General features: G+C 42.5%; 15 protein-coding genes and 1 tRNA gene. 5 read left to right on the top strand and 11 right to left on the bottom strand.

Annotation, left to right across the window (positions count from 1 at the left end):
- Positions 1–47 precede the first annotated feature (47 nt).
- On the top strand, positions 48–377 hold the full coding sequence (locus ABIC84_RS18460; protein WP_426587560.1) for an ArsR/SmtB family transcription factor: 330 nt from the start codon (positions 48–50) through the stop codon (positions 375–377).
- Positions 378–391: 14 nt separating this feature from the next.
- On the opposite strand, the gene ABIC84_RS18455 is transcribed toward ABIC84_RS18460, so the two are convergent.
- On the bottom strand, positions 392–1,522 hold the full coding sequence (locus ABIC84_RS18455) for a hypothetical protein (protein ID WP_429264484.1): 1,131 nt from the start codon (positions 1,520–1,522) through the stop codon (positions 392–394).
- A 738-nt stretch (positions 1,523–2,260) separates the two neighbouring features.
- Here ABIC84_RS18455 and ABIC84_RS18450 point away from each other — a divergent pair.
- The 4 genes from ABIC84_RS18450 to ABIC84_RS18435 all read left to right on the top strand — a co-directional run bounded on the left by ABIC84_RS18450 (position 2,261) and on the right by ABIC84_RS18435 (position 4,559).
- Complete coding sequence (locus ABIC84_RS18450; RefSeq protein WP_426587556.1) at positions 2,261–2,596, top strand: hypothetical protein; 336 nt, start codon at positions 2,261–2,263, stop codon at positions 2,594–2,596.
- Positions 2,597–2,769: 173 nt separating this feature from the next.
- Positions 2,770–2,859, top strand: a tRNA-Ser gene (locus ABIC84_RS18445).
- Between the two features lie 244 nt (positions 2,860–3,103).
- A complete protein-coding gene (locus tag ABIC84_RS18440; protein ID WP_429264483.1) occupies positions 3,104–4,315 on the top strand; it encodes a site-specific integrase in 1,212 nt (403 codons plus the stop codon).
- A 76-nt stretch (positions 4,316–4,391) separates the two neighbouring features.
- The gene (locus ABIC84_RS18435; protein ID WP_429264482.1) at positions 4,392–4,559 is read left to right on the top strand and encodes an ORF6N domain-containing protein; all 168 of its coding nucleotides are present in this window, start codon (positions 4,392–4,394) and stop codon (positions 4,557–4,559) included.
- Between the two features lie 320 nt (positions 4,560–4,879).
- Here ABIC84_RS18435 and ABIC84_RS18430 read toward each other — a convergent pair whose 3' ends face one another.
- The 10 genes from ABIC84_RS18430 to ABIC84_RS18385 form a co-directional block, all read right to left on the bottom strand.
- Positions 4,880–5,284, bottom strand: a complete 405-nt coding sequence (locus ABIC84_RS18430; protein ID WP_429264481.1) for a hypothetical protein — start codon at positions 5,282–5,284, stop codon at positions 4,880–4,882.
- Between the two features lies 1 nt (position 5,285).
- Complete coding sequence (locus tag ABIC84_RS18425) at positions 5,286–7,625, bottom strand: RHS repeat domain-containing protein (protein ID WP_429264480.1); 2,340 nt, start codon at positions 7,623–7,625, stop codon at positions 5,286–5,288.
- Entirely contained in the window at positions 7,610–10,465 is a 2,856-nt protein-coding gene (locus tag ABIC84_RS18420) for a DUF6443 domain-containing protein (RefSeq protein WP_429264479.1), read from the bottom strand. Before ABIC84_RS18420 ends, ABIC84_RS18425 begins: the two co-directional genes overlap by 16 nt.
- A gap of 34 nt (positions 10,466–10,499) precedes the next feature.
- On the bottom strand, positions 10,500–10,865 hold the full coding sequence (locus ABIC84_RS18415; RefSeq protein WP_429264478.1) for a hypothetical protein: 366 nt from the start codon (positions 10,863–10,865) through the stop codon (positions 10,500–10,502).
- Positions 10,866–10,879: 14 nt separating this feature from the next.
- On the bottom strand, positions 10,880–13,720 hold the full coding sequence (locus ABIC84_RS18410; RefSeq protein WP_429264477.1) for a hypothetical protein: 2,841 nt from the start codon (positions 13,718–13,720) through the stop codon (positions 10,880–10,882).
- A 587-nt stretch (positions 13,721–14,307) separates the two neighbouring features.
- The gene (locus tag ABIC84_RS18405) at positions 14,308–15,087 is read right to left on the bottom strand and encodes a metallophosphoesterase (protein WP_429264476.1); all 780 of its coding nucleotides are present in this window, start codon (positions 15,085–15,087) and stop codon (positions 14,308–14,310) included.
- A gap of 47 nt (positions 15,088–15,134) precedes the next feature.
- Positions 15,135–15,782 (bottom strand): hypothetical protein, encoded by a 648-nt coding sequence (locus ABIC84_RS18400; protein WP_429264475.1) that lies wholly within the window; start codon positions 15,780–15,782, stop codon positions 15,135–15,137.
- The gene (locus ABIC84_RS18395; RefSeq protein WP_429264474.1) at positions 15,782–16,189 is read right to left on the bottom strand and encodes a hypothetical protein; all 408 of its coding nucleotides are present in this window, start codon (positions 16,187–16,189) and stop codon (positions 15,782–15,784) included. The genes ABIC84_RS18400 and ABIC84_RS18395 overlap by 1 nt, the downstream gene beginning before the upstream one ends.
- Positions 16,186–17,082, bottom strand: coding sequence for a tyrosine-type recombinase/integrase (locus ABIC84_RS18390; protein ID WP_429264473.1), 897 nt, complete (start codon positions 17,080–17,082; stop codon positions 16,186–16,188). The genes ABIC84_RS18395 and ABIC84_RS18390 overlap by 4 nt, the downstream gene beginning before the upstream one ends.
- Before the next feature lie 224 nt (positions 17,083–17,306).
- Complete coding sequence (locus tag ABIC84_RS18385) at positions 17,307–18,830, bottom strand: hypothetical protein (protein ID WP_429264472.1); 1,524 nt, start codon at positions 18,828–18,830, stop codon at positions 17,307–17,309.
- Positions 18,831–19,181: the final 351 nt, after the last annotated feature.

Genomic DNA, 19,181 nt, shown 5'->3' with positions numbered 1-19,181 from the left:
TGTTCATGTTTAAATATGAATTATATATTTGTAACTCATATTTAAACATGGCTAATCATAAAAAGACTGAGTTTGCCGCAACAGATCAGGACATATCAATGGTAGCAAAAGCACTGTCGCACCCGGCAAGAATCGCTATTATGCGTATTTTGGCACAGCACAAGCATTTTACCTGCGGCGAAATAGTTGAAATACTCCCTTTAGCGCAGCCAACGGTATCCCATCATTTAAAAGAATTGATGGATGCCAGGCTGATTACTGTTGCAATTGATGGTAAAAAATCACTGTATGATGTAAACTGGCCAACCTGGAACAGATATACAGCCGAGTTTGAAAATATGCTCAGTGCTATTAACAAGGCGGAACAGCAGCCCTGATCTGCCAGCTCAATTTATGGGTTATATTCGTACACAACCTTATAAGGTACCTGTTTAAGTGAGGCAGATATCTGTCCTATCTTCAGATCACGCAGCTGTGGGGTAGGCTCACAAAAAGAATAAGCTTTTCCTTTATAAAGCAAAGGTTTCCCCATCGGTTTATCAAACTGCACTGCCATAGTTATATGAGTGGGATATAACACCGCTATCATCGGCAAATTGTATATTTCTTTAACAAGGTAAAAAAACAACGCGGCACGATCATCGCAGTCGCTGTATTGAGCAAACAGGGTTTCTTCCGGGCTCAACCGTTTCTCCCGGCCAAAATTAATATCATCATTTTCATATAAAAAGGCATATCGCGTAAAATGCATCAGGTAATCAACGCCTTTTTTAATGCTCATGCCGTCCACATTTTTTTTTAGCAAAGGGATCAGCGATCCATAAGTTTCTTTACTAAGAGGAATATTGAAGTATGATTCGAAATCTACAACCGGATAATTCCTGAAAATGGAATCAATCAGCGGGTTAAGCTTAATCCTGAAATAGTATGCCTCATGCCGATAGGTAAACTGCAGGTTCTTTTCCACATAGTCCGCAGGCGTAAAATCAGGCATCCTCGTAACCTTATATGAAAATGAGTTTATTGCACCCGGCACATTGATATCAACAGGAATAGCCGGTTGTATTGTAAGATCAGTACCCGGGTAGTCATGAATGTTAAGACACATGTACTTTTTATCATCAACCATATAAGAAGGAATATCTGATACATCTTCATTGTTGTAAACATAAAAAATGATTTTTTTTCCGGCCAGCGCCAGTCGTGCGTCATAGCCCGATTTAACCATCAGGAACCATTTATATAAGGTGTACGTATTGTAATTTTTTTCTTTAGGGCTTATTTGCTGGGCAGTTTTGCGCACGAGTTGGTAATACAGCCAGTCGTTAAGCTGGTGATCTTGTTTATAACTCAACAATGCATTAATTAAAGGTTTATAATTACCGGCATCAACATTGACATAAAAGCTTTTTATGTTATTTACCGATAGTCCGCTTGTGGTATCGCTAATAGTTAAAGCATCGGCATTAAATGTACCATCATAAAAAGCAAAACAAATCCTCCTGTTATTTTGAGCAGACAAATTAACTGTACTTAAAAGTATCAAACAAGGGAATAATATTTTAACATATCTGCCCATAGCAAACACATCATTTTACTTATAAAGGTTAAAGCATTCTGCTTTATGTCTAAATATACAAAATTGAAAATTAAAACATCAATTGACTTAATATTATTTTAATCGTTTAACAACATACTATTAATATTAGGCGCATAGATTTGAATTGGAAAATTATGATGCATGGCGACAGAAACATTAGGTAAAAGAATACTATGCTTATTTATAGCTATAGGATATTTCTTTTTTTCGTGTTTGTATGTTACACGATGTCCCAAAATTGCAGGTCATGCTAAAACAGGAAAGTATTTAACGCTTAATAACGGACCGGTAAAACAAAACGGTCCGGTTATTTCGAGTGCAAATGATGGCAAATCTGCACCTGTTCTCTTTTTATCCCGCCCGCGGGTAATTTTCGGCAAAACCTTAGCTGCATTAAGTAATCAATTCAGGTTAATTCGTACCTGCGAGTTATGCCCGTTCCGGTTCATATCACAATATGATACTCAAAGCAGATTTCGGTCTCACAAGGTTTTTTATGCTGCTAACATTTTTTCCATTACCTGTACCTGGAAAATCTGAGTTATCAGCTTCTCACCTGCCAATACCTTTACAATGTTTTCTTATTTTCTTATTACCTGCATTTACGGCAATTAATGCCGTACTAACAATTAATTCATTTAACAACCGTGTGGACAAGTTATGCCTTATTTCAACTTAAAATTTTCAAATACCGATAACGAACTGGCTAATTTTGCGAAAGCCCTTGCATTGCCCGTCAGAATTGCCATTGTCCGTATTATTATAGCTAACGGCAATTTAGTACCCAAAGAAAGTTTATATAGCATCCCGTTTAACCAGGAAACAATAACCAAGCACATTGCCGAATTAAAACGGATGGGTATTATAAAGACTCATGGTTTACGCGGCTCAATTAAATACAGTATTGATGAGCGCTTGTTTGGTCAAATGGCCGATGGATTTGCCATGCTATTTGAAAGTATGAGAAGATTTGAACATGATCTGCAGAATCATTAAACCTGATTATACGGGCATCGAGGTGAATTTCCGAACTCGGGATAATAAATTCAAAAAAAATTTCAATTATAATAGTCTGATAAACAGATACTGCATTATAACTTTTACTTAACCTTCGCTTAAAGTAACAATTCGGATTTGGCAATTCGGTTCAGATTTGTACTTTTGCGCCCGGAGAGTTGGCAGAGTGGTCGATTGCGGCAGTCTTGAAAACTGTTGAACTGTGAAAGGTTCCTGGGGTTCGAATCCCTAACTCTCCGCCAAGTATTATTCAATTAGGATCAAAGCGCTGTAAATGAATTATTTACGGCGCTTTTTGTTTTTAGTCCTCACCAAAATAAACCAATCAATCGCTTTGGTCTGGTGACCTGTAGGTGACCTTTTTCAAGGTAATCCTATCGGTCACCGGAATTCTTATAAGTCGCTGTTATTGAGCATGTTCAGTATTTAAACATCTTGATTTCAGCAGGATATGTAACTAATTTTATTCACTTAAAAGCTTCAGCGATGAACAAATTTTTTAACCTGCTCTTTTACGTAAAGAGATCAAAAACAAATGCCGAAGGCCTCGCTCCTGTTTACCTGCGTATCACTGTTGATGGCGTACGCATCGAAGTCTCCTCTAAACGCTATGTCAATCCCGACAAATGGAACACAAATGGACAAAAGTTAACCGGAAATAGCGAAGACGTAAAAAGTATCAATGCCTACCTGAAAACTTTAGAACACCAGGTGTATGATGTTCACCGGGACATGATCGAGCGAAAGTTGTTGATCACCGCACCTAATTTGAAAGACAGGCTTCTCGGCGGCAAGCCTTCACCTGGAAGAATGCTGGTGCCGATATTTCAGGAACACAACAGGCAGGTTGCCGCGCTTATTGGTAAAGAATATGCAAAAGGCACGCTTGATCGCTACGAGACAAGCTTGAAGCATACTCAGGCATTTTTGATTTGGAAATATAATGCCGCCGATATCGACATCAGGGCAATCGATCATGAGTTCATTATGGCCTACGATTTTTATCTCCGTTCAGAAAGAGGCTGCAACAATAATTCGACAGTCAAATACCTTAAAAATTTTAAGAAGATTATTCTGATCTGTATTGCAAATGGTTGGCTTGATAAAGATCCGTTTGTTAAATACAAACCAAAAGTAAAGGAAGTTAAACGGGATTTTTTAAATGCCGAAGAACTGGAGGTAATGGCTAATAAGAAACTGGTTAGCGACCGGGTGTCTCAGGTAAGGGATATTTTTCTTTTCAGTTGTTACACCGGCTTAGCTTATGCAGATGTCAAGAAATTAAAACGCGCTGAAATCGTAACAGGCATTGACGGACAAAAATGGGTTTATACCAATCGGCAAAAAACAGATACTTCTTCCCGCATTCCTTTACTTCCTCAGGCTATGGAATTAATGGCTAAGTATGAAGAGCATCCTCAATGCGTGAATGATGGCTTGTTACTCCCTGTATTAAGCAACCAGAAAATGAACAGCTATCTGAAAGAAATAGCAGATGCCTGCGGTATCAATAAAGAATTAACCTATCACATAGCCCGTCATACCTTTGCAACAACTGTAACGCTTGCAAATGGTGTTTCAATTGAAAGCGTGTCAAAAATGCTTGGTCATACCAATATCAAAACAACCCAGCATTACGCTAAAATCCTTGATATGAAAGTGGCCCAGGACATGTCCAAGCTAAGAAAGCTTTATTAGGCCACCTGTTTACATGACCATAAAGCCATAAGTGGCGCTATGGTTAATCGTTAAATTTTTAGACAACAAGAAATAATTGAGCAATGCAACTTCAACATCAGACGATATCATCATGACCAAGATCTATTATATCAGGGATCAAAAAGTAATGCTTGACAGCGATCTGGCTGAACTTTATGGCGTAGAAACAAGGCGTTTGAACGAACGCTTCGATTGGAAATTGAATAAATTAAAAGCAAACTGATAAGGCAGGATAAAAGCCTTGAGTTGATATTTGGATATCTGGATGAACTTATAGAGAAAAAGTCGCAACCAACAGATAGAAAAAGAATTGGTTATATGCCGGATACTGATACCTTATAATCAACTGAGGCCTGAATTTTACCCACTGTTATTCAGAGAATACTGGCATGGATTTTCATGCCAGTATTCCTACATTTTATATGTAAACAGTGGGTCTTTTTATTGATGTAAGTCTCGTTGGCCACTGATTCTAACGAGTTCCTCTTACATCTCATTTGAGCATGGAGGGTTGTTATTGCTCTTCATGTTTCAATTCATGCTTTAATAATCGATTTCAAATTTTTTTATTCCGTCAAATGGATGACCAATCAAAATATCACCAGGCAAAGAGTCATTTTTCGCGATCAAATATTCCTTAAACCCTCTAAATAAGTCTGTTAATATACTATCCGACGTGTATGATAAATCGAACATGAAGATCTTTTTCTCTTTAAAAAAAGTTTTTATAAAATTAACTTCATTCACTTTATAGTTCACACTAAACTCTTGTTCTACGTCATCTAATTCAAAATGATAATACAATTTGCCGCGATGATGCTTAACATTTTGGAAAAATGCCGTGTCATGATCTTTACTGACCAATCTAATCTCGGGAAAAGAATAAATAAATGTGTCAAATAACGATACAATATCTTTATTCGATGTAATCACTGTTGCAACTTCCATATTATTTGATAATAGCTTTTATTGCGTTAAAAAGTTGTGTTTGATTCTTAAGCACTGTAATCCCATTCTTGGCCGCTTCTCTTATCTGCGCTGTTGTCGCTTCGGGCATGTAAAAGATATAAGCTTTTCCTTCATGTGCAGCTTGAGCCATGTTTTTTACCTGTTGAGGTATTTTTAATTTTCCTCCTGATTTTACCTCAATATTAATTTGCTTTAGATCAATATCTATATCTCCGATGCCAGCAGGACTCTTGTAAGCTCTTTCGACTCCCTGAACCGTCCCATTTCCAAATTCAGAGTCAATCGCTTTTGCGAGATTGCCAACAAGTGGCGCGTCTGTCATAGCAGCCCAGTCCGTTGCTGTACTAAATAATCTGCCCACCCAGGATGCAATAGGTCTAAATACAGGCTTTAATATATATCCCAATGCCTCGCCAGCGGCGAAAGTTGCTAATCCCCAAGCATTCTCTTTATTATACTCTTCCCTTTCATCTTGGGTCATATTTGCACCAATAGGCCCGCCTATAATATTATGAATTATTGCATCGTTTTTCTTCTTCTCTTTTTCTTTCTGACTTTTATCACCAGGTGGGTTAGGATGACCAAATTGATTCTGTAAACTTTTAAAAGCAGCTACAGCTGCATCACCTTCAAAATATAGATTACCTCCACCCACACTTCCTAAATTAACCGTTTCCATACCATCAGGATCTATATTCCTGATAGGATTGTTCTCAACATAATTATAAGGCGACCACCGACTTGAAATTTCTGCCAAAGGATCGACAGATGTCCACCTGGCAATCGCCGGATCATAGTATCTTGCACCATAATCATACAGGTTTAATCCGTTTTGCTGTAACTCTTTCTTATTATAAAGATATAAACTTTTTGTTCCCAGTACAGTGCTATTACTTTCCATACCGAACGGATAATAATCATCCGTCTGCACCTGCCTGGCTGTTGTACCTGTGCTTGTGTCGAAGTTTACACGGCTATTACCCAAATGATCTGTCAGGCTGTATTCGTAATTATAACCAATAGCCCCGTTCGGGATCGCCCGGCCTTCTTCTGTTTGGATGAAGTCAATTGCTGTACCGTTGTACTGGACGCCACCGATGTATTCCGTTGTTGATGCACCGGTACCGCTGATCACTTTCCGTAGTTTTTGCCCGTTTGCATCATAGGTATAGGCCGTGTTCAGTACTGCAATACTCTGCGGAAGGTTCAACAGATTGTACTTAATCGGATTTGTCGAAAGAATACCCCGGCTATCGTCCGAAGTAAGATTGCCATTCAAATCATAACCATAAGTCGCTGTCCCATTTTTTTGTCCCAGGGCGTTACCGCTGTCATCCGTAACACTGCCCAGTTGATTTGAGTTGGCCGGATAATTATAAGTCAGCCGGTCGATCAGCGTAGTTGATGTGGTCGCATAACGTTGCAGGAATTTTATGTTACCCATCAGGTCATAGGTGATGCCGTTCTCATGGTCACCTGTTGAGCTATAGCCTTGCTGGAGCCTGTTAAGCTGATCGTAAGAATAGCTATAGTGTTTATCCAGGTTGCCTGGTATTCCCCAAAACTGGTAGGCGATATTGCCGTTATAATACTTATTGGTTCCTGTATTATAATAAAGTAGTTCTTCGAATAGCGGAGCACTGCTTCTTAACAGCCAGCCGCGTTCATTATAGCTATAAGTCACCAATTGCCGGGCATTGCCGGTACCGGTAGTATCCGTAGTATGCAGGTTCTTCTTCCATAACTGTCCTATTTCGTTATAGTCCAGCTTCGATATCAATGTCCTGGTATCAGCTGTTTGCCCCACGTTCTGAAGTACAGACCATGTCTTCAGTTTTCTACCCATATGATCGTACAGATAACGGAGTCCTTGCGTCAACTTAAGGCCACCAGCGACCGCTGTATAGTGCTGTCGTGTCGTCGTTGTTACCTGATCATTGAAGTTATAAGTCGTTGTAACAGCATCATAGTTTGCGGCATTAAGCGTCCCACCAAGATAATGTTGTTGGTACGTTTTTATTAGGCGACCCTTATCATCATAATAATGCGCCGTCCATAACATATCAGTTGAAATACCATTACTGTTCAACACTGCCGTCCTCGTTGCTGTTAGTAACCCGTTAGGTGCCGCTGATGCGCCTGCTGGCGCAACAAAACCTGAGGGAAAACCAGTAATCGCCGGATAAGTATCGTAATAATTGATGCTGAGGACCGGGCCTCCTTGAGGAGCCAGCGCAGTGTAGCCGGTAGCTTGGGTGTTATCTCGTGTAAGCCACAAAGTGGTCTGCCCGGCAGCCCAGGAGGTTAGCCATTGTTCCAAAACATGACTGGGGCACTTATGTTTGAGTCGCCGGTATTTCCAGGCGCTCCGCTTGAACCCCAAATACCAGTTATCGCTATTCTGCCAAATGCATCATATTGGGTGTACGTCCAAACCTGCGGGTTCTGACTCCGCTGGTTAGCATCCTGGGTGAAGATCACCTGATCGAGCTTATTATAGATTATAAATTCCCAGCCTTTGCCGGGAACTTTCTTCTCTATTAACCGGTTCCGCCCGTCGTATTTGTATTGGTAGCATAGGCCATCCAGCGCAGCTTGGTTTAAAGCACTTGTAATACCGCCGTCTGCGCCGCTGCCGGGCGGCAAAACATAGCACAGGTTACCATAATCATCATATACATAATAGGTCGAGAGAACCTCCAATTTTGCCGGGCTGCCTGGTACAAAGTTAAACACCCGCTTCAACACCACATGCCCTTCGTCATCCTTGTACTCTTCTATTGTTCCTCCTCTGCTGTTACCGAGCCCCGTATTCTTCCAGTTCTCATCTTTACTTACAGTAACATGCAGCTTCCCGGCCACGTAATTGTTCTGACCATTTATTCCGAGCAGCAGGCTGCCGTCAGTACCTACGGTATATAAGGCCGCGTAATAAGTATTACTTGTATCGCTGATGGCTGTTGTATTGTTTGTTGTGTAAACAACCTTCTTTGTATGACCAGTGGTGCCTGATGGTTGCCAGTCCGTCCCTGGAGCTCCTTGTTCCGTTACACGATTCATCGGCGATTGCTCGAATACGGTTTGCGCATAAGGCGCTGAACTTGCTTGTACCCCGGGAGAGTTCCATGTTGAAACGTTTGTCGGGTCGGTATAAAATGCGGCCTGGTCAGTCACTGCTGTTGTTTTATAACTTCCGTCACCATTCGTTGCCTTTACCACATATGGCTGATATTTTAATGCTTCCCTATTATACGCGTCGTAGACAATTGGTTGGACGATATCGCGTCCCGTTGCGCTTCCCTTAACCTGAACAGATTGCTGCGGGCGACCAAGCCCATCGAAATACTGGACATCGATCTGCTCATTATTCTTATCCGATGAGGCTGCGATTACCTGGGCATCTGTTGTTAAGTCTTTTATCCTGGGGACATAGGTCACAATATAATTCCGATCCAGGCTCAGATTTAAAGCTCCCGCTGCTTTTACAGTAACTGTCAACTGGGTAGTTGCCGTATTGTCATTGTTATTGGCGGTGATCGTATAGGCTGTCTGCGCTGTCACCGCTGTCGGTGTTCCGCTGATAACACCTGTAGTACTGTTTAATGACAGACCAGCAGGGAATGCCGGATTCACCGTATATGGTGTGGCAACGATCTTGCGGATCAGGTTCGTCGTAAAGTCCCCTACATACACCAGGCCGCCTGCATTTGCAGCTATCGCAAACGGCAAATAAAACGTTGACGCATTACCTGCACCATTCATGCCACCCTGGGCACCCGTACCCGATAGGGTCGTAACCACACCTGCAGATGTTACTTTCCTGATCCGGTTATTGGCTTCGTCCGTTACATACAGATTCCCTGCCTTATCGATCCCAATGCTGGTTGGAGCGTTAAAACTTGCCGCAGTTCCTGTACCGTCTGCGAAAGATGCCGTACCGCTGCCTGCTAATGTCGTCACCACACCTGCCGGGGTCACTTTCCTGATCTTTGCGCCAACCCGGTCTGTTACATAGACATTCCCCGAGGCATCTGTCACCACGCTGAAAGGCTGATTGAACGTAGCGCCAGTGCCTGTTCCGTCTATTGAACTTGCAGTACCACTTCCCGCAAGCGTGGTTACCACTCCAGCCGAAGTGATCTTTCTGATCTTGTTATTGAAAGCATCCGCTACGTATACGTTGCCGGAGCCGTCTACCGCAACGCCGCAAGGGTAATAGAATGTCGCTGATCCGCCCGCTCCGTCCGTACTGCCCTGTGCGCCGCTGCCCGCGAACGTTGTTACCACACCTGCCGGCGTGATTTTTCTGATCGCGTTATTATCCTCATCGGCAACGTAAATATTACCGGAAGCATCAGCCGCCAATCCTACCGGATGATAAAAGCTCGCCGCTGTTCCCGTTCCGTTTGCAAATCCCTGTGTGCCGCTCCCAGCAAAGGTCGTTACGACACCCGCCGGTGTGATTTTCCTGATCAGGTGTGAACCGCCCTCAGCTACGTAGGTGTTTCCGGAAACGTCAACCGTAGCGCCAAGCGGCTGATTAAAGCTTGCCGAGGTCCCCGTACCGTTTGCTGAACCGGCGCTTCCCGTCCCCGCGAATGTAGAGGTTTGCCCCGCTGCGGATACCGCGCCGCTTACTGTCGGGCTCAGCGCCGCAATTGCAGTTCCGGCCGAATAGGTCTGAGGGCCGGCATAACTGATCGTTAGCGGCGTAATTATGGTCACATCCAGAGCAAATATGATGGCCCCGGTATTTGTTGAATAGCCCTCTGCAACTGCATAATAGGTTCCCGGTGCCAGGTTGGTAAAACTCAGTGATGATCGTGAACTCGTACAGAGCGGACCACCGTCATCATTGCTTGCTATCTCCGTACCGCTGCTGTTCAGCACATGCAGATAGGTATCAAAATTGCTTTCGCACAACGATACATTTACCGAGTTTGTGGAGCCTCCGATGGTAAAACTGTACCAGACATCCGGTGATGCCTGTCCGTAATTATTGACAAAACCATTGGCTGTCGTATTGGTCTTTGTATCCGAATAACTGCCCGACACACTGTAACTGCCCGCGTTGATTGCGGTGCCCATCGTAGTTCCCTGAGAAAAGGCCTGTACGGTAATACCTGCCAGCAATATCAGCAGGATGAATGTCTTTTTCATTATAATTGTAATAAGGTTATCGTGTGGTTCTCTGTTACCGGTTGCTTTTAAATGTAGTATCACGTTTCCAGGTCTGTTTCCGCTCTGTCGTCGGTATGATCAGGTTACGCTGCGCTTCCGGCAACAGCCCCTCCAACTGACGGTTCTTCTCGTTCATGAGCGAATCAATCGCGGCACGCTTCTGCCGGTCGGTCAATGCCTCATTGCTCAGTACCAGCTTTAAGGCCTGTTTGTAATTGTCCTGGATATCGCTGGCCTTCCGTGCTGTCGAAGTATCGGTCTTCAACAGGTTCCTGATATAACTTACCCGGTTTATTTTAACACTGTCCACCTGCTGCCCGTAACTCCTGCCTATGCTTATTGTCATTAATATAACAATGGCTATTAATATTCTTTTCATGTAAATAATCTCCTTTATTGTCCCTGATAGTGATAATCGATGTGTTTAACAATATTGCCATCCTTGTTCTTGATGTTCTTCAGGCGTTGGAAGTTATCATATTCGTAATATGTCGTCACCCCTTTGACATCGGTCATGCTCGTCATGCCCACCAACGGTGAATAAGTGTAAGTACTTATCTTTGCGGCCGAAAGTCCCGAGGCTGTTCGCAACGGCGCAAGAAAGCTGTTCACTGCCGCATCTGTTGGTGCCTGGTTGTCACGGAAGTTTTGCACGGCAGTCGCGCCGCCAAGAGCTGCAACTACAGTTGCATAGTCCGCATTACTTACTTCAGCTATCGGGTAAGTACCGCCGTATCCATAAACGTAACAGATTTTTGGTGCACCACTTTTGGAAACACTCTGGATATTACTTTTATTATCATAAGCATCAAATACAACCCGTGCTTCCGATGCATCTGTACCTTTTTGGGTTTCCACACTTGAGGGTGCATATACATTATTGCCCCAGTCTTTATAATTGGTCAGCGTCGATGACAAAAAATGAGCTTCATCATTCTTAAATGCAGTTTGCTTGATCACTGGAGCGATAATATTGGCATTAACCATAGTTGTATACGGAGCAGCAGCATAGTCATAGGGATAAGTATATTCCAATAACTTACTGTTACCATTACTTTTTGAAACGGTGGTCTTTGTTGTTTTCAGGTAGGTAGGGTGATAAGTATATTGCGTGGTAGTGTTGACGCCATCAGTAGTCTCATTGCTGCTGATCAGTAACCTCGACCCGGTGCTTAGCTGGTAATCAGTATAAGCATGAATAGATGGAAGGTGTAATGCCTGAAGCGGATTATCGCCATCATTAAAACACTCGAGGCCCATGAATTTATCGTTATCGGTTGTTCCGGGAGTATTCCAGTCAATGGACGCTATAATTTTCAAACAAGTGTAATCATGGTTATTGAAATCCTGGTACTGGTTGGTAACTGAAGAAACCAGGGAATAACCCGAAGAGGTTTTATTGTATACTTGTTTCTGCAAAAGGTTACCGGATTTCCATAAGTTGGAACGATACACCATCGGGATATACTTATAAAAATACGGTTGAAAATTCGCAAGGTCATCCTTTATAATCTCGAACTGGCTCACCGTTTTTCCATTAGCGTTTACGCCGTCACCTGAATACTCCGTCACATAATCATAGACCACAGAACTGCCTGCCCAGGAATAACTGAACTTGGGGAATGCACCGTAGATACGTTCATTATAGGTATAGTTGTAGCCCGGTGTATTTGTTCCAGCGTAGCTATAGGTATTGGTATAGACATTCAACATTGAATAACAGTAATCGGCTGGGTTTATTGGTGCGTAACTAATGCCATCGCCATTTTCTGTCTGACCATATTTATACCACTTGGAAAACAAATAGGTACCGTTACTATCGTAATTATCTATTTTCTTTATCCGGAGTCCGCCTGCTACTTGCCCGCCGCCAAAACGGTGCGCTTCAAAATTGAAAATTGAGTACCCTCCGGTGGGATAGGTAATCTTATTCAGTGTCCCCTGGAGCATGGCATTTTCATTAGGAGTTCTGTCCATAGATCCGGCGTTGGTCATTTCAGCATCCTTAGCCACCTGGAAATTGGGAACATAGTCGTTGCCTAATGCTGTGCCATTATAAAAACCCCAATAGTCTATCCCGCTCATTTTGGCATAAGGCGTACCGGTATAGCCCAGCTTATAGTTGTAACTCTTTTGCAAAACATTGTCAAAGAAATTGACTTGGTCCAGTTTGTAATAGTCGCTGCCATAATTGCTTTGTTGCAATGTAACCGTCTTAATCGGACTTGAAGAAACGTTATTGTAGACATTTAATGCTGTTAACTGATTCTGGCTATTGTAAGTCAGCGCCACGCTTCCGTTATTAAATGTAATCGAACTTAGCTGTGCATAAGTGAAATTCTGCATATAATGACCTCCGGAATATACCTTGGTGTTATTATCTATAGATCCTTGGTAAGTTCCCCATCGATTAAGTCCGTCTTTAATGGTCCATTGATCGGTGATAACCAGTTTCGAGGCTGGTGAAAGGCCGGGCAAACCGTCAGTGCGAATGGTATAATTAAAGCGGATGATATCGGATTTGTCGGCCGAAACAATTTCGGTCAGCAGGTAGTTACAGGTACCCTGGTCCGTAAAGGATACTTCCTTTGCCAGGTTCGAGCTATTCGAGTAATAACCGAAACGGTATAACGTCCCGTTTTCGTCGGTAATATCGAAACTATAGCTGCTTATTGCAGTTGCTACACCTCCGTTGCGCACTATCTTCATGTTTTGAAGGGGTGTTATCACCGGTGTGCTCGTACCCGGATAAAAGAATTTACCCTGGTAATTCAAAAAGGAGAAATTATAGGTATCGTATTCACTGTCCTCATAGCCCTTGTCGAAATTGATCAGTGTGCTGTTTTCACCACCACTTCCCGGCGTGTTGCAACTCGAGTTAGGATTAATTAAGCCGGCACTTTTAAAGTAATTGTTCAATCCCCCGAGGTTATCAATAACACCCTGAACGGAACCCGTGATCATTCCCCCTGAAAATAGTGTCCATCCGATGCCTATACCATTGCAATTGTCATCATATTTGATACCCGAAGCATGATATTTCAGCGCTATCGGGACACTCGTACCATGCGATTCTATGGTGTAAAGCGGTATAGAGACATCCACGAGCCCGCTATTTAAGCTGACAGGGTAATCGGTATACTTTTGAAGGGTTGACGCAGTGGGCGATGAAGGAGTTACCTTTGGCAGAAGGGGGCCGGTCTGGGCGAATGCGGCTTTTAAAGAGCCGGTCAAAATAATTGCTAAACACACTGATTTAACAAGTCGGGGGCATTTCGTTTTCATAAAAAGGCTTAGGTGACACTGTGGTCTGACAGTGTCCGATATGAGAGTTTGATTTGTACTATACCAGGAAATGTTGCAGTTTATGCACGCTGTTTAAATAGTTTGAAAGCAATATCAGAGAAATTAATGGCAGCGGAAGTCCCCTCTTTACACGGGAAGTTTGAAGACATCGAAGTTATGAGCGTAATCATGTATAAAGTTTTAGTTAGGTAAAACAAATATAGTAAATATGTAATTTTTATTTAATCAATATCGCATTAAATAAAAATTACATATTGTAAAAACTTTGACAAAAAGAACGCACCTATTTTTGCTTCTGGTTGGTGTTTTCCCCGCACCAAAGAGGCTGTATCACCAATCAAATTGAGCGCCCTGGTGTTGCGTCACCTATAAATTGAAATTCAGCTTATAATATTTATAACTGAGTGGTTAAAATATTTTTAGCATAAAAAACATTCAATTATCTGATTTACCTCTAGGTATTTTAGGAACACCAGCATGGATTTTCATTTCATGCCAGTGTTCCTTTATTCTATCTATGCATCAATTGTTATTGTCTTGCCACGATCAAAATTGCTATGCTCGTCCTGGTGCACATATCCGAGTTGATTGGTTAGCAGCTCAGTTTTCCCGATATTAAATTCAGGGGTAGCATCGTGATGATGGCCGTATATCCAGTAATCAACACCGCTGTCCTCAATAAAAGCATCTAAGTCGGTGGCAAAAGCTTCATTTAAAACGCTGTCTAAATATTGTTTGGGATAATGCTGAAATGTAGGCACGTGATGCGACACAACGATGTTCCTGATATCCTCATTCCGGTTATCCGCTCCAGCCTTCAATGCAGTTTCGAGAAATGCCAGGGAATCTGAATGCATTTGGTTGTATTTTTCGACCGAGAACAACCTGCCCTCATCTTTAATCACCCTGAAATCCATCATCCCCCGTTCGATATAACGGGCTTTATATTTCGATATTTTCGACCATAGTGTCGTAAAATGGATCTTGACCCGGTTCAATTCAATAGTAGAATTGTTAAGCAGCGTCACGTTAGATCGGATCGACTCACGAAAAACACCTGACCTGTTGGCTATATCGAAATGGTAAAATTCATGATTACCGGGAACCCAGTAAGTGTGTTCATAATTGTCGGCAAGCAAACTAAAGAAATCACTATGACGGTCAATATCTTTCAATGGTATTATATCTCCCGCCAATAAAAGGATATCTCCATTTATCTGCAAAGGGTTTAAAGCCATATAATTCCGGTTTTCCGGGAATTCCAGGTGAAGGTCCGAGGCTATCTGTAATTGCATAATTGTAAATGTATTTAGTATTTATTTAACGATGGCACACTCAAACTTCAGAAATCATTTTTATCCGCTTCTTTCAGCCATTCATCATTGGACGGATTATAAGGATCCAGCCAGTCTGCTTTGGCATTCGCCCAGGAAAACCATTGCGGATCGGGATCCTGCACAGCCAATGTATATTCCCGGATGAGCTGAGCTCGCTTCCAGCGTTCGGCATCCCTCATCAATTCTTTAAAAGCTTCTTTTTCCTGTTTTTTTCGAGCTTCAAATTCAGCTTTTTCTTTTCTTTCCCGCTCCCAGTTTGCCTGCCAGATCCGCGCTTTTTCCAGGTAAAGTTCTTCTTCTTTTGCAGCCAGTTCCAGCTTTGCCAGTATTTTGGGTAATTGCTCTTCCAGCAAAACCGCTTTGAGGTCCTGCCATTCCGACTTCAGCCTCGTATCAATTCTGAAAACGACTTTCCCATTCGGGTGCCATTCGTAATTACGATAAGATTTATCATACACCCTCACTTTGGTTGTCCGCTCCCGAAATGTCACTTTTAATTTGATGTCGCGTATCACAACATAATTGCCGTCGTCATGCAGTTCAAATGAATAGCCTCGTACCCTCACGCATTTGATAAGCGTATCCATAAAGCGGAGCGCACGTCCTACGTTAGCTGGTGAGACTTTGATATCCAGTTCCCGCTTTGCTGTCATTACCATGCCGGAAAATTCGGATCAGTCAGTCTTTTCAGGCTCTCCCTGGCAGCGAGCGTAACCGGCTCGGGCCTGACGAGACGATCAGGCACTCTGAAAGGCAGCTTTTCGGATGCTATTTTCCTGGTATGAATTTTTAGCTGACAAACCTTTTTCACAGGTGCTCCGGCTGGTCTTTCTTCAAGTACCGCCGGTTTATAGATTTTGCCGGTTACGGGCAGCACGGGCTGTTTCAGTTTGTAACCCGCCTGGATCTTAGCCCACTGTCCCCGCTTCGGAACAGGAACGTCCATGCGGATACATAACTTACGAAAGCCAACATCTGATATGATATATTTCTTCGCGATCAGCGTCATTGGCGTTTCCCAGACTATCCGGTATATTTCTTCACGTGTAAATGTGATCATAATACCGGGGCCGCTGCTTTTAATTCTTCGGTATCGAACTCACCCAGGCTGCGCAGGTATTTCAATGTGATGACCACTGAAGAATGTCCCATGATCTTTTGAACCATATAAACATCCTTTGTTCGGCGAAACACGTCAATTGCAGCAGTATGCCGGAAAGAATAAAGGGTTTGTTTGGGATAGATCAGGCCGTGGCTTAGCATTTTCTTTTTTTCGCGGTTCCATTGCTTTCCGAAATAGGTTTGGTTGAAAGGTTCGCTAATACCACTGAAGATATTGTCTTCCCTTTTTAACTCCTGCAATACCGGCTCCAGCTCTTCCCTGACGTAATCCGGCACGTAAACGACACGGATCTTGCCGCCTTTGTTTTCTGAGCCGTCCAAATGAATTTCAGTATTATCTTTCCTGAAGTGCTTTTTGGTTAACAACCTGATCTCCTCATGTGGACGCAGCAGGCATCCGTAAGTCATCAGGCAGCACCGATAAAGGTTTGTGTGGTTAGCTTTCAGGAAAGTAAATACAGGCTCTAACTGTTCTTTTTCGTAAGCCAGATGGAGTGTTGCTTTAACCCGCCTGGATTCAGTTCTTTTCGCGGCCATCAAATCCTCGTCGATCATTCTTGAAGCGAGGTTAAAAAGTATGTTCAGCTCCCGCCGCCTGTTCATGTAATACGTTGCAGAAGAACCGAAAAGCTGTAAGAACTCTTCGATCCTGGAGGTGGTCAATTCCCGGATCGACATTTCACGTCCTTCCGCTCCAAGAAAGTCCATGAAATGGTTAAAGGCATAGCGCAAATTGTTTTTGTGGTGCTTGCTTAAATCAGAGGCCAGTTTTTTGTCTAATGCCTGCTGGAACAGCAGGCCGATTGAATCATTTTTATTTATTTCCTTCATCGGGCAAAAATCTTTCACCTAATGGTAAAAGGATAATCTCAGCTAAGCAAGCGGGGATGTGAATAATTCACAGCCCCGCGATGCTTTCGCCGGGGCTACTTGGTCGGTCCTCCACTCGTTTCTTGGCGGTACATTACAAATTTCACAATGTAAATCCGGATAATCTATTCTTAGCATTTCTAAAGTATCCTAAAACAAGTCATATTTTAGTTTACAGTATCTGCTCACGAAAACTTACCCAAAGAATACTCGAGAAAAGCGATTTGCTGATTATACAACTCTTCAGTTCTCGATAGGTATTGTTCTATCTTTTTTGCAGCAGTTTCCATAACGGATTTGTCAGCTTTGAAATTTTTTGTTTTAGCCTTTGGATATCCTTTATCGAAAAGATTGTAGAAAACAAACTCCGTATCATCATCCGTACCTTCATAAAGAATGTATTGGTAATCATCACTAAACAGGCTTATTATTTGTTGCAGTTTGGCAAATTTTCCGTCCTGCCTGTTGTATCCCAACTTAAGCTCTATCGCACACCGTTGCACCGTTTCAATCGCTTTAATCATAAATGATAGTGCAGACTTGTATTCTTCCTTTCTCAAGTGGGTTTCTATCCGTTTTAACAGGCTACGGCACTCTTTATGAGAGCCCTTCCAGCACCTTTCCAACACCGCTTTATGCATTTCGACAGTCACATATTCAGGATTAGGAATCACAAGATCCTTATCGGTATATAATACTGTCCCAGCATAAACTACCCATTCCCAAAAGCGTGGGTTCGTTTTGATTTCATCTAAAGCGGCTTCGACTTTATAAACGAGGGGAATGATAAATGTTTTTCCAAGCCTATCAGATTGAATTTTATCCGATATCTCATCTTCTGTTATCCCAATCTTGTCATCGACTAAAATGAGCAGGTAAATCCTGTCCGCGTATGGTATAGCACCCAAGTGGCATACATGCCGGATAAATGGAAATTCTGTTACGAGAGTCGCGGCCATTTCCCCGAATTTAAATTCCCTCTCTAATCTGTTTTTGCGTTTGAGTGCCCTGGGCAGTTGCCAATCGAAAAGATTATATTCTTCCTTGTCCTCCATAATAGTGATCACCTTACGGCCATCTTTAGTATAAGATAGGTGATGACCGTTATTTTTAGTGAGGGTTTCCCATACCGCGCCAATAGCAAGCTGCTCGACCATATAAGCTGCCGAGTGGAGTTTTAAAAGATCGTCGAATAATGCTGGCATATTTCCTTCGAATTCTGCTACTGTCAAGGCCTTATTGCTCAGCGCTGAATAAAGCCAGTAATCGAAATAGTCACGCAGGTCCTGCAATCCGATATAGCCAAAGATTCGTCTAAAGACGATATACGGATTCCGCTCTTCGTAAAACGACAAATCATCAGGAAAATATTTCCAGGTATTCTTGGCAAAATTTAACTGCCAACCCTCAACAAGTTCAGCCTTATCCCAATCATCCGGCGTTTTTCTGTCGAGCCATAAAATATAGCAAATCTCGATCATCCGAACCCATTCGTTTACCGCCAGCACCATTTTAGCAGGGCCTTCTTTGCCCCCCTGGTAATGTGTATCGCTTAGCGCAAATGCTTTTAATTGTTCCAGCAAACGTTTATTCCTTTCAGGTTCGCCCCAAAAAGCGTCTCGTAACGCCCGATAGGGATCGCGGATTTCATTAAATAGTAGGAATTTAGGATAGTTCTCCCATGGTACATAATGTTCGTCACCTCGCATAGCTTAATAAATTGAGTGAATAATAGTTTGATGTCCGAAGTTGAAGAGATCCTTTTGTATATCCCACTCAGCTATGTTCTATCTGACGTCGCTATATGCATATTTCACCGGCAATTATTTCTATATTAGATAAAGCACAGCTTTTTATTATTTTGTTTAATTTTGAGCAAACTCTACATACTGACTTATGAACACTACCGACCCGCCAAAAAATATTCATCAAGGCCGAAATATTAAACGTTTTCGTGAAATGCTCGGTGCGCCCGTAAAGGCGCTTTGATAAATATACTTTAGCAAGTATTGGGCATGTGTTCCAAAGCCCATCATCAACCGACCTATCCTTGAGGGAAA

The organism is Mucilaginibacter sp. 3215 (assembly GCF_050433785.1).
Lineage (GTDB): Bacteria > Bacteroidota > Bacteroidia > Sphingobacteriales > Sphingobacteriaceae > Mucilaginibacter.
This window is presented reverse-complemented; position numbering and strand designations above follow the sequence as displayed.

Coding starts and splice junctions, on each gene's coding strand:
- ABIC84_RS18420 (WP_429264479.1), bottom strand. CDS start 10,465: ATGAAAAAGACATTCATCCTGCTGATATTGCTGGCAGGTATTACCGTA.
- ABIC84_RS18395 (WP_429264474.1), bottom strand. CDS start 16,189: ATGATCACATTTACACGTGAAGAAATATACCGGATAGTCTGGGAAACG.
- ABIC84_RS18405 (WP_429264476.1), bottom strand. CDS start 15,087: ATGCAATTACAGATAGCCTCGGACCTTCACCTGGAATTCCCGGAAAAC.
- ABIC84_RS18460 (WP_426587560.1), top strand. CDS start 48: ATGGCTAATCATAAAAAGACTGAGTTTGCCGCAACAGATCAGGACATA.
- ABIC84_RS18400 (WP_429264475.1), bottom strand. CDS start 15,782: ATGACAGCAAAGCGGGAACTGGATATCAAAGTCTCACCAGCTAACGTA.
- ABIC84_RS18430 (WP_429264481.1), bottom strand. CDS start 5,284: ATGGAAGTTGCAACAGTGATTACATCGAATAAAGATATTGTATCGTTA.
- ABIC84_RS18450 (WP_426587556.1), top strand. CDS start 2,261: ATGCCTTATTTCAACTTAAAATTTTCAAATACCGATAACGAACTGGCT.
- ABIC84_RS18415 (WP_429264478.1), bottom strand. CDS start 10,865: ATGAAAAGAATATTAATAGCCATTGTTATATTAATGACAATAAGCATA.
- ABIC84_RS18385 (WP_429264472.1), bottom strand. CDS start 18,830: ATGCGAGGTGACGAACATTATGTACCATGGGAGAACTATCCTAAATTC.
- ABIC84_RS18440 (WP_429264483.1), top strand. CDS start 3,104: ATGAACAAATTTTTTAACCTGCTCTTTTACGTAAAGAGATCAAAAACA.
- ABIC84_RS18390 (WP_429264473.1), bottom strand. CDS start 17,082: ATGAAGGAAATAAATAAAAATGATTCAATCGGCCTGCTGTTCCAGCAG.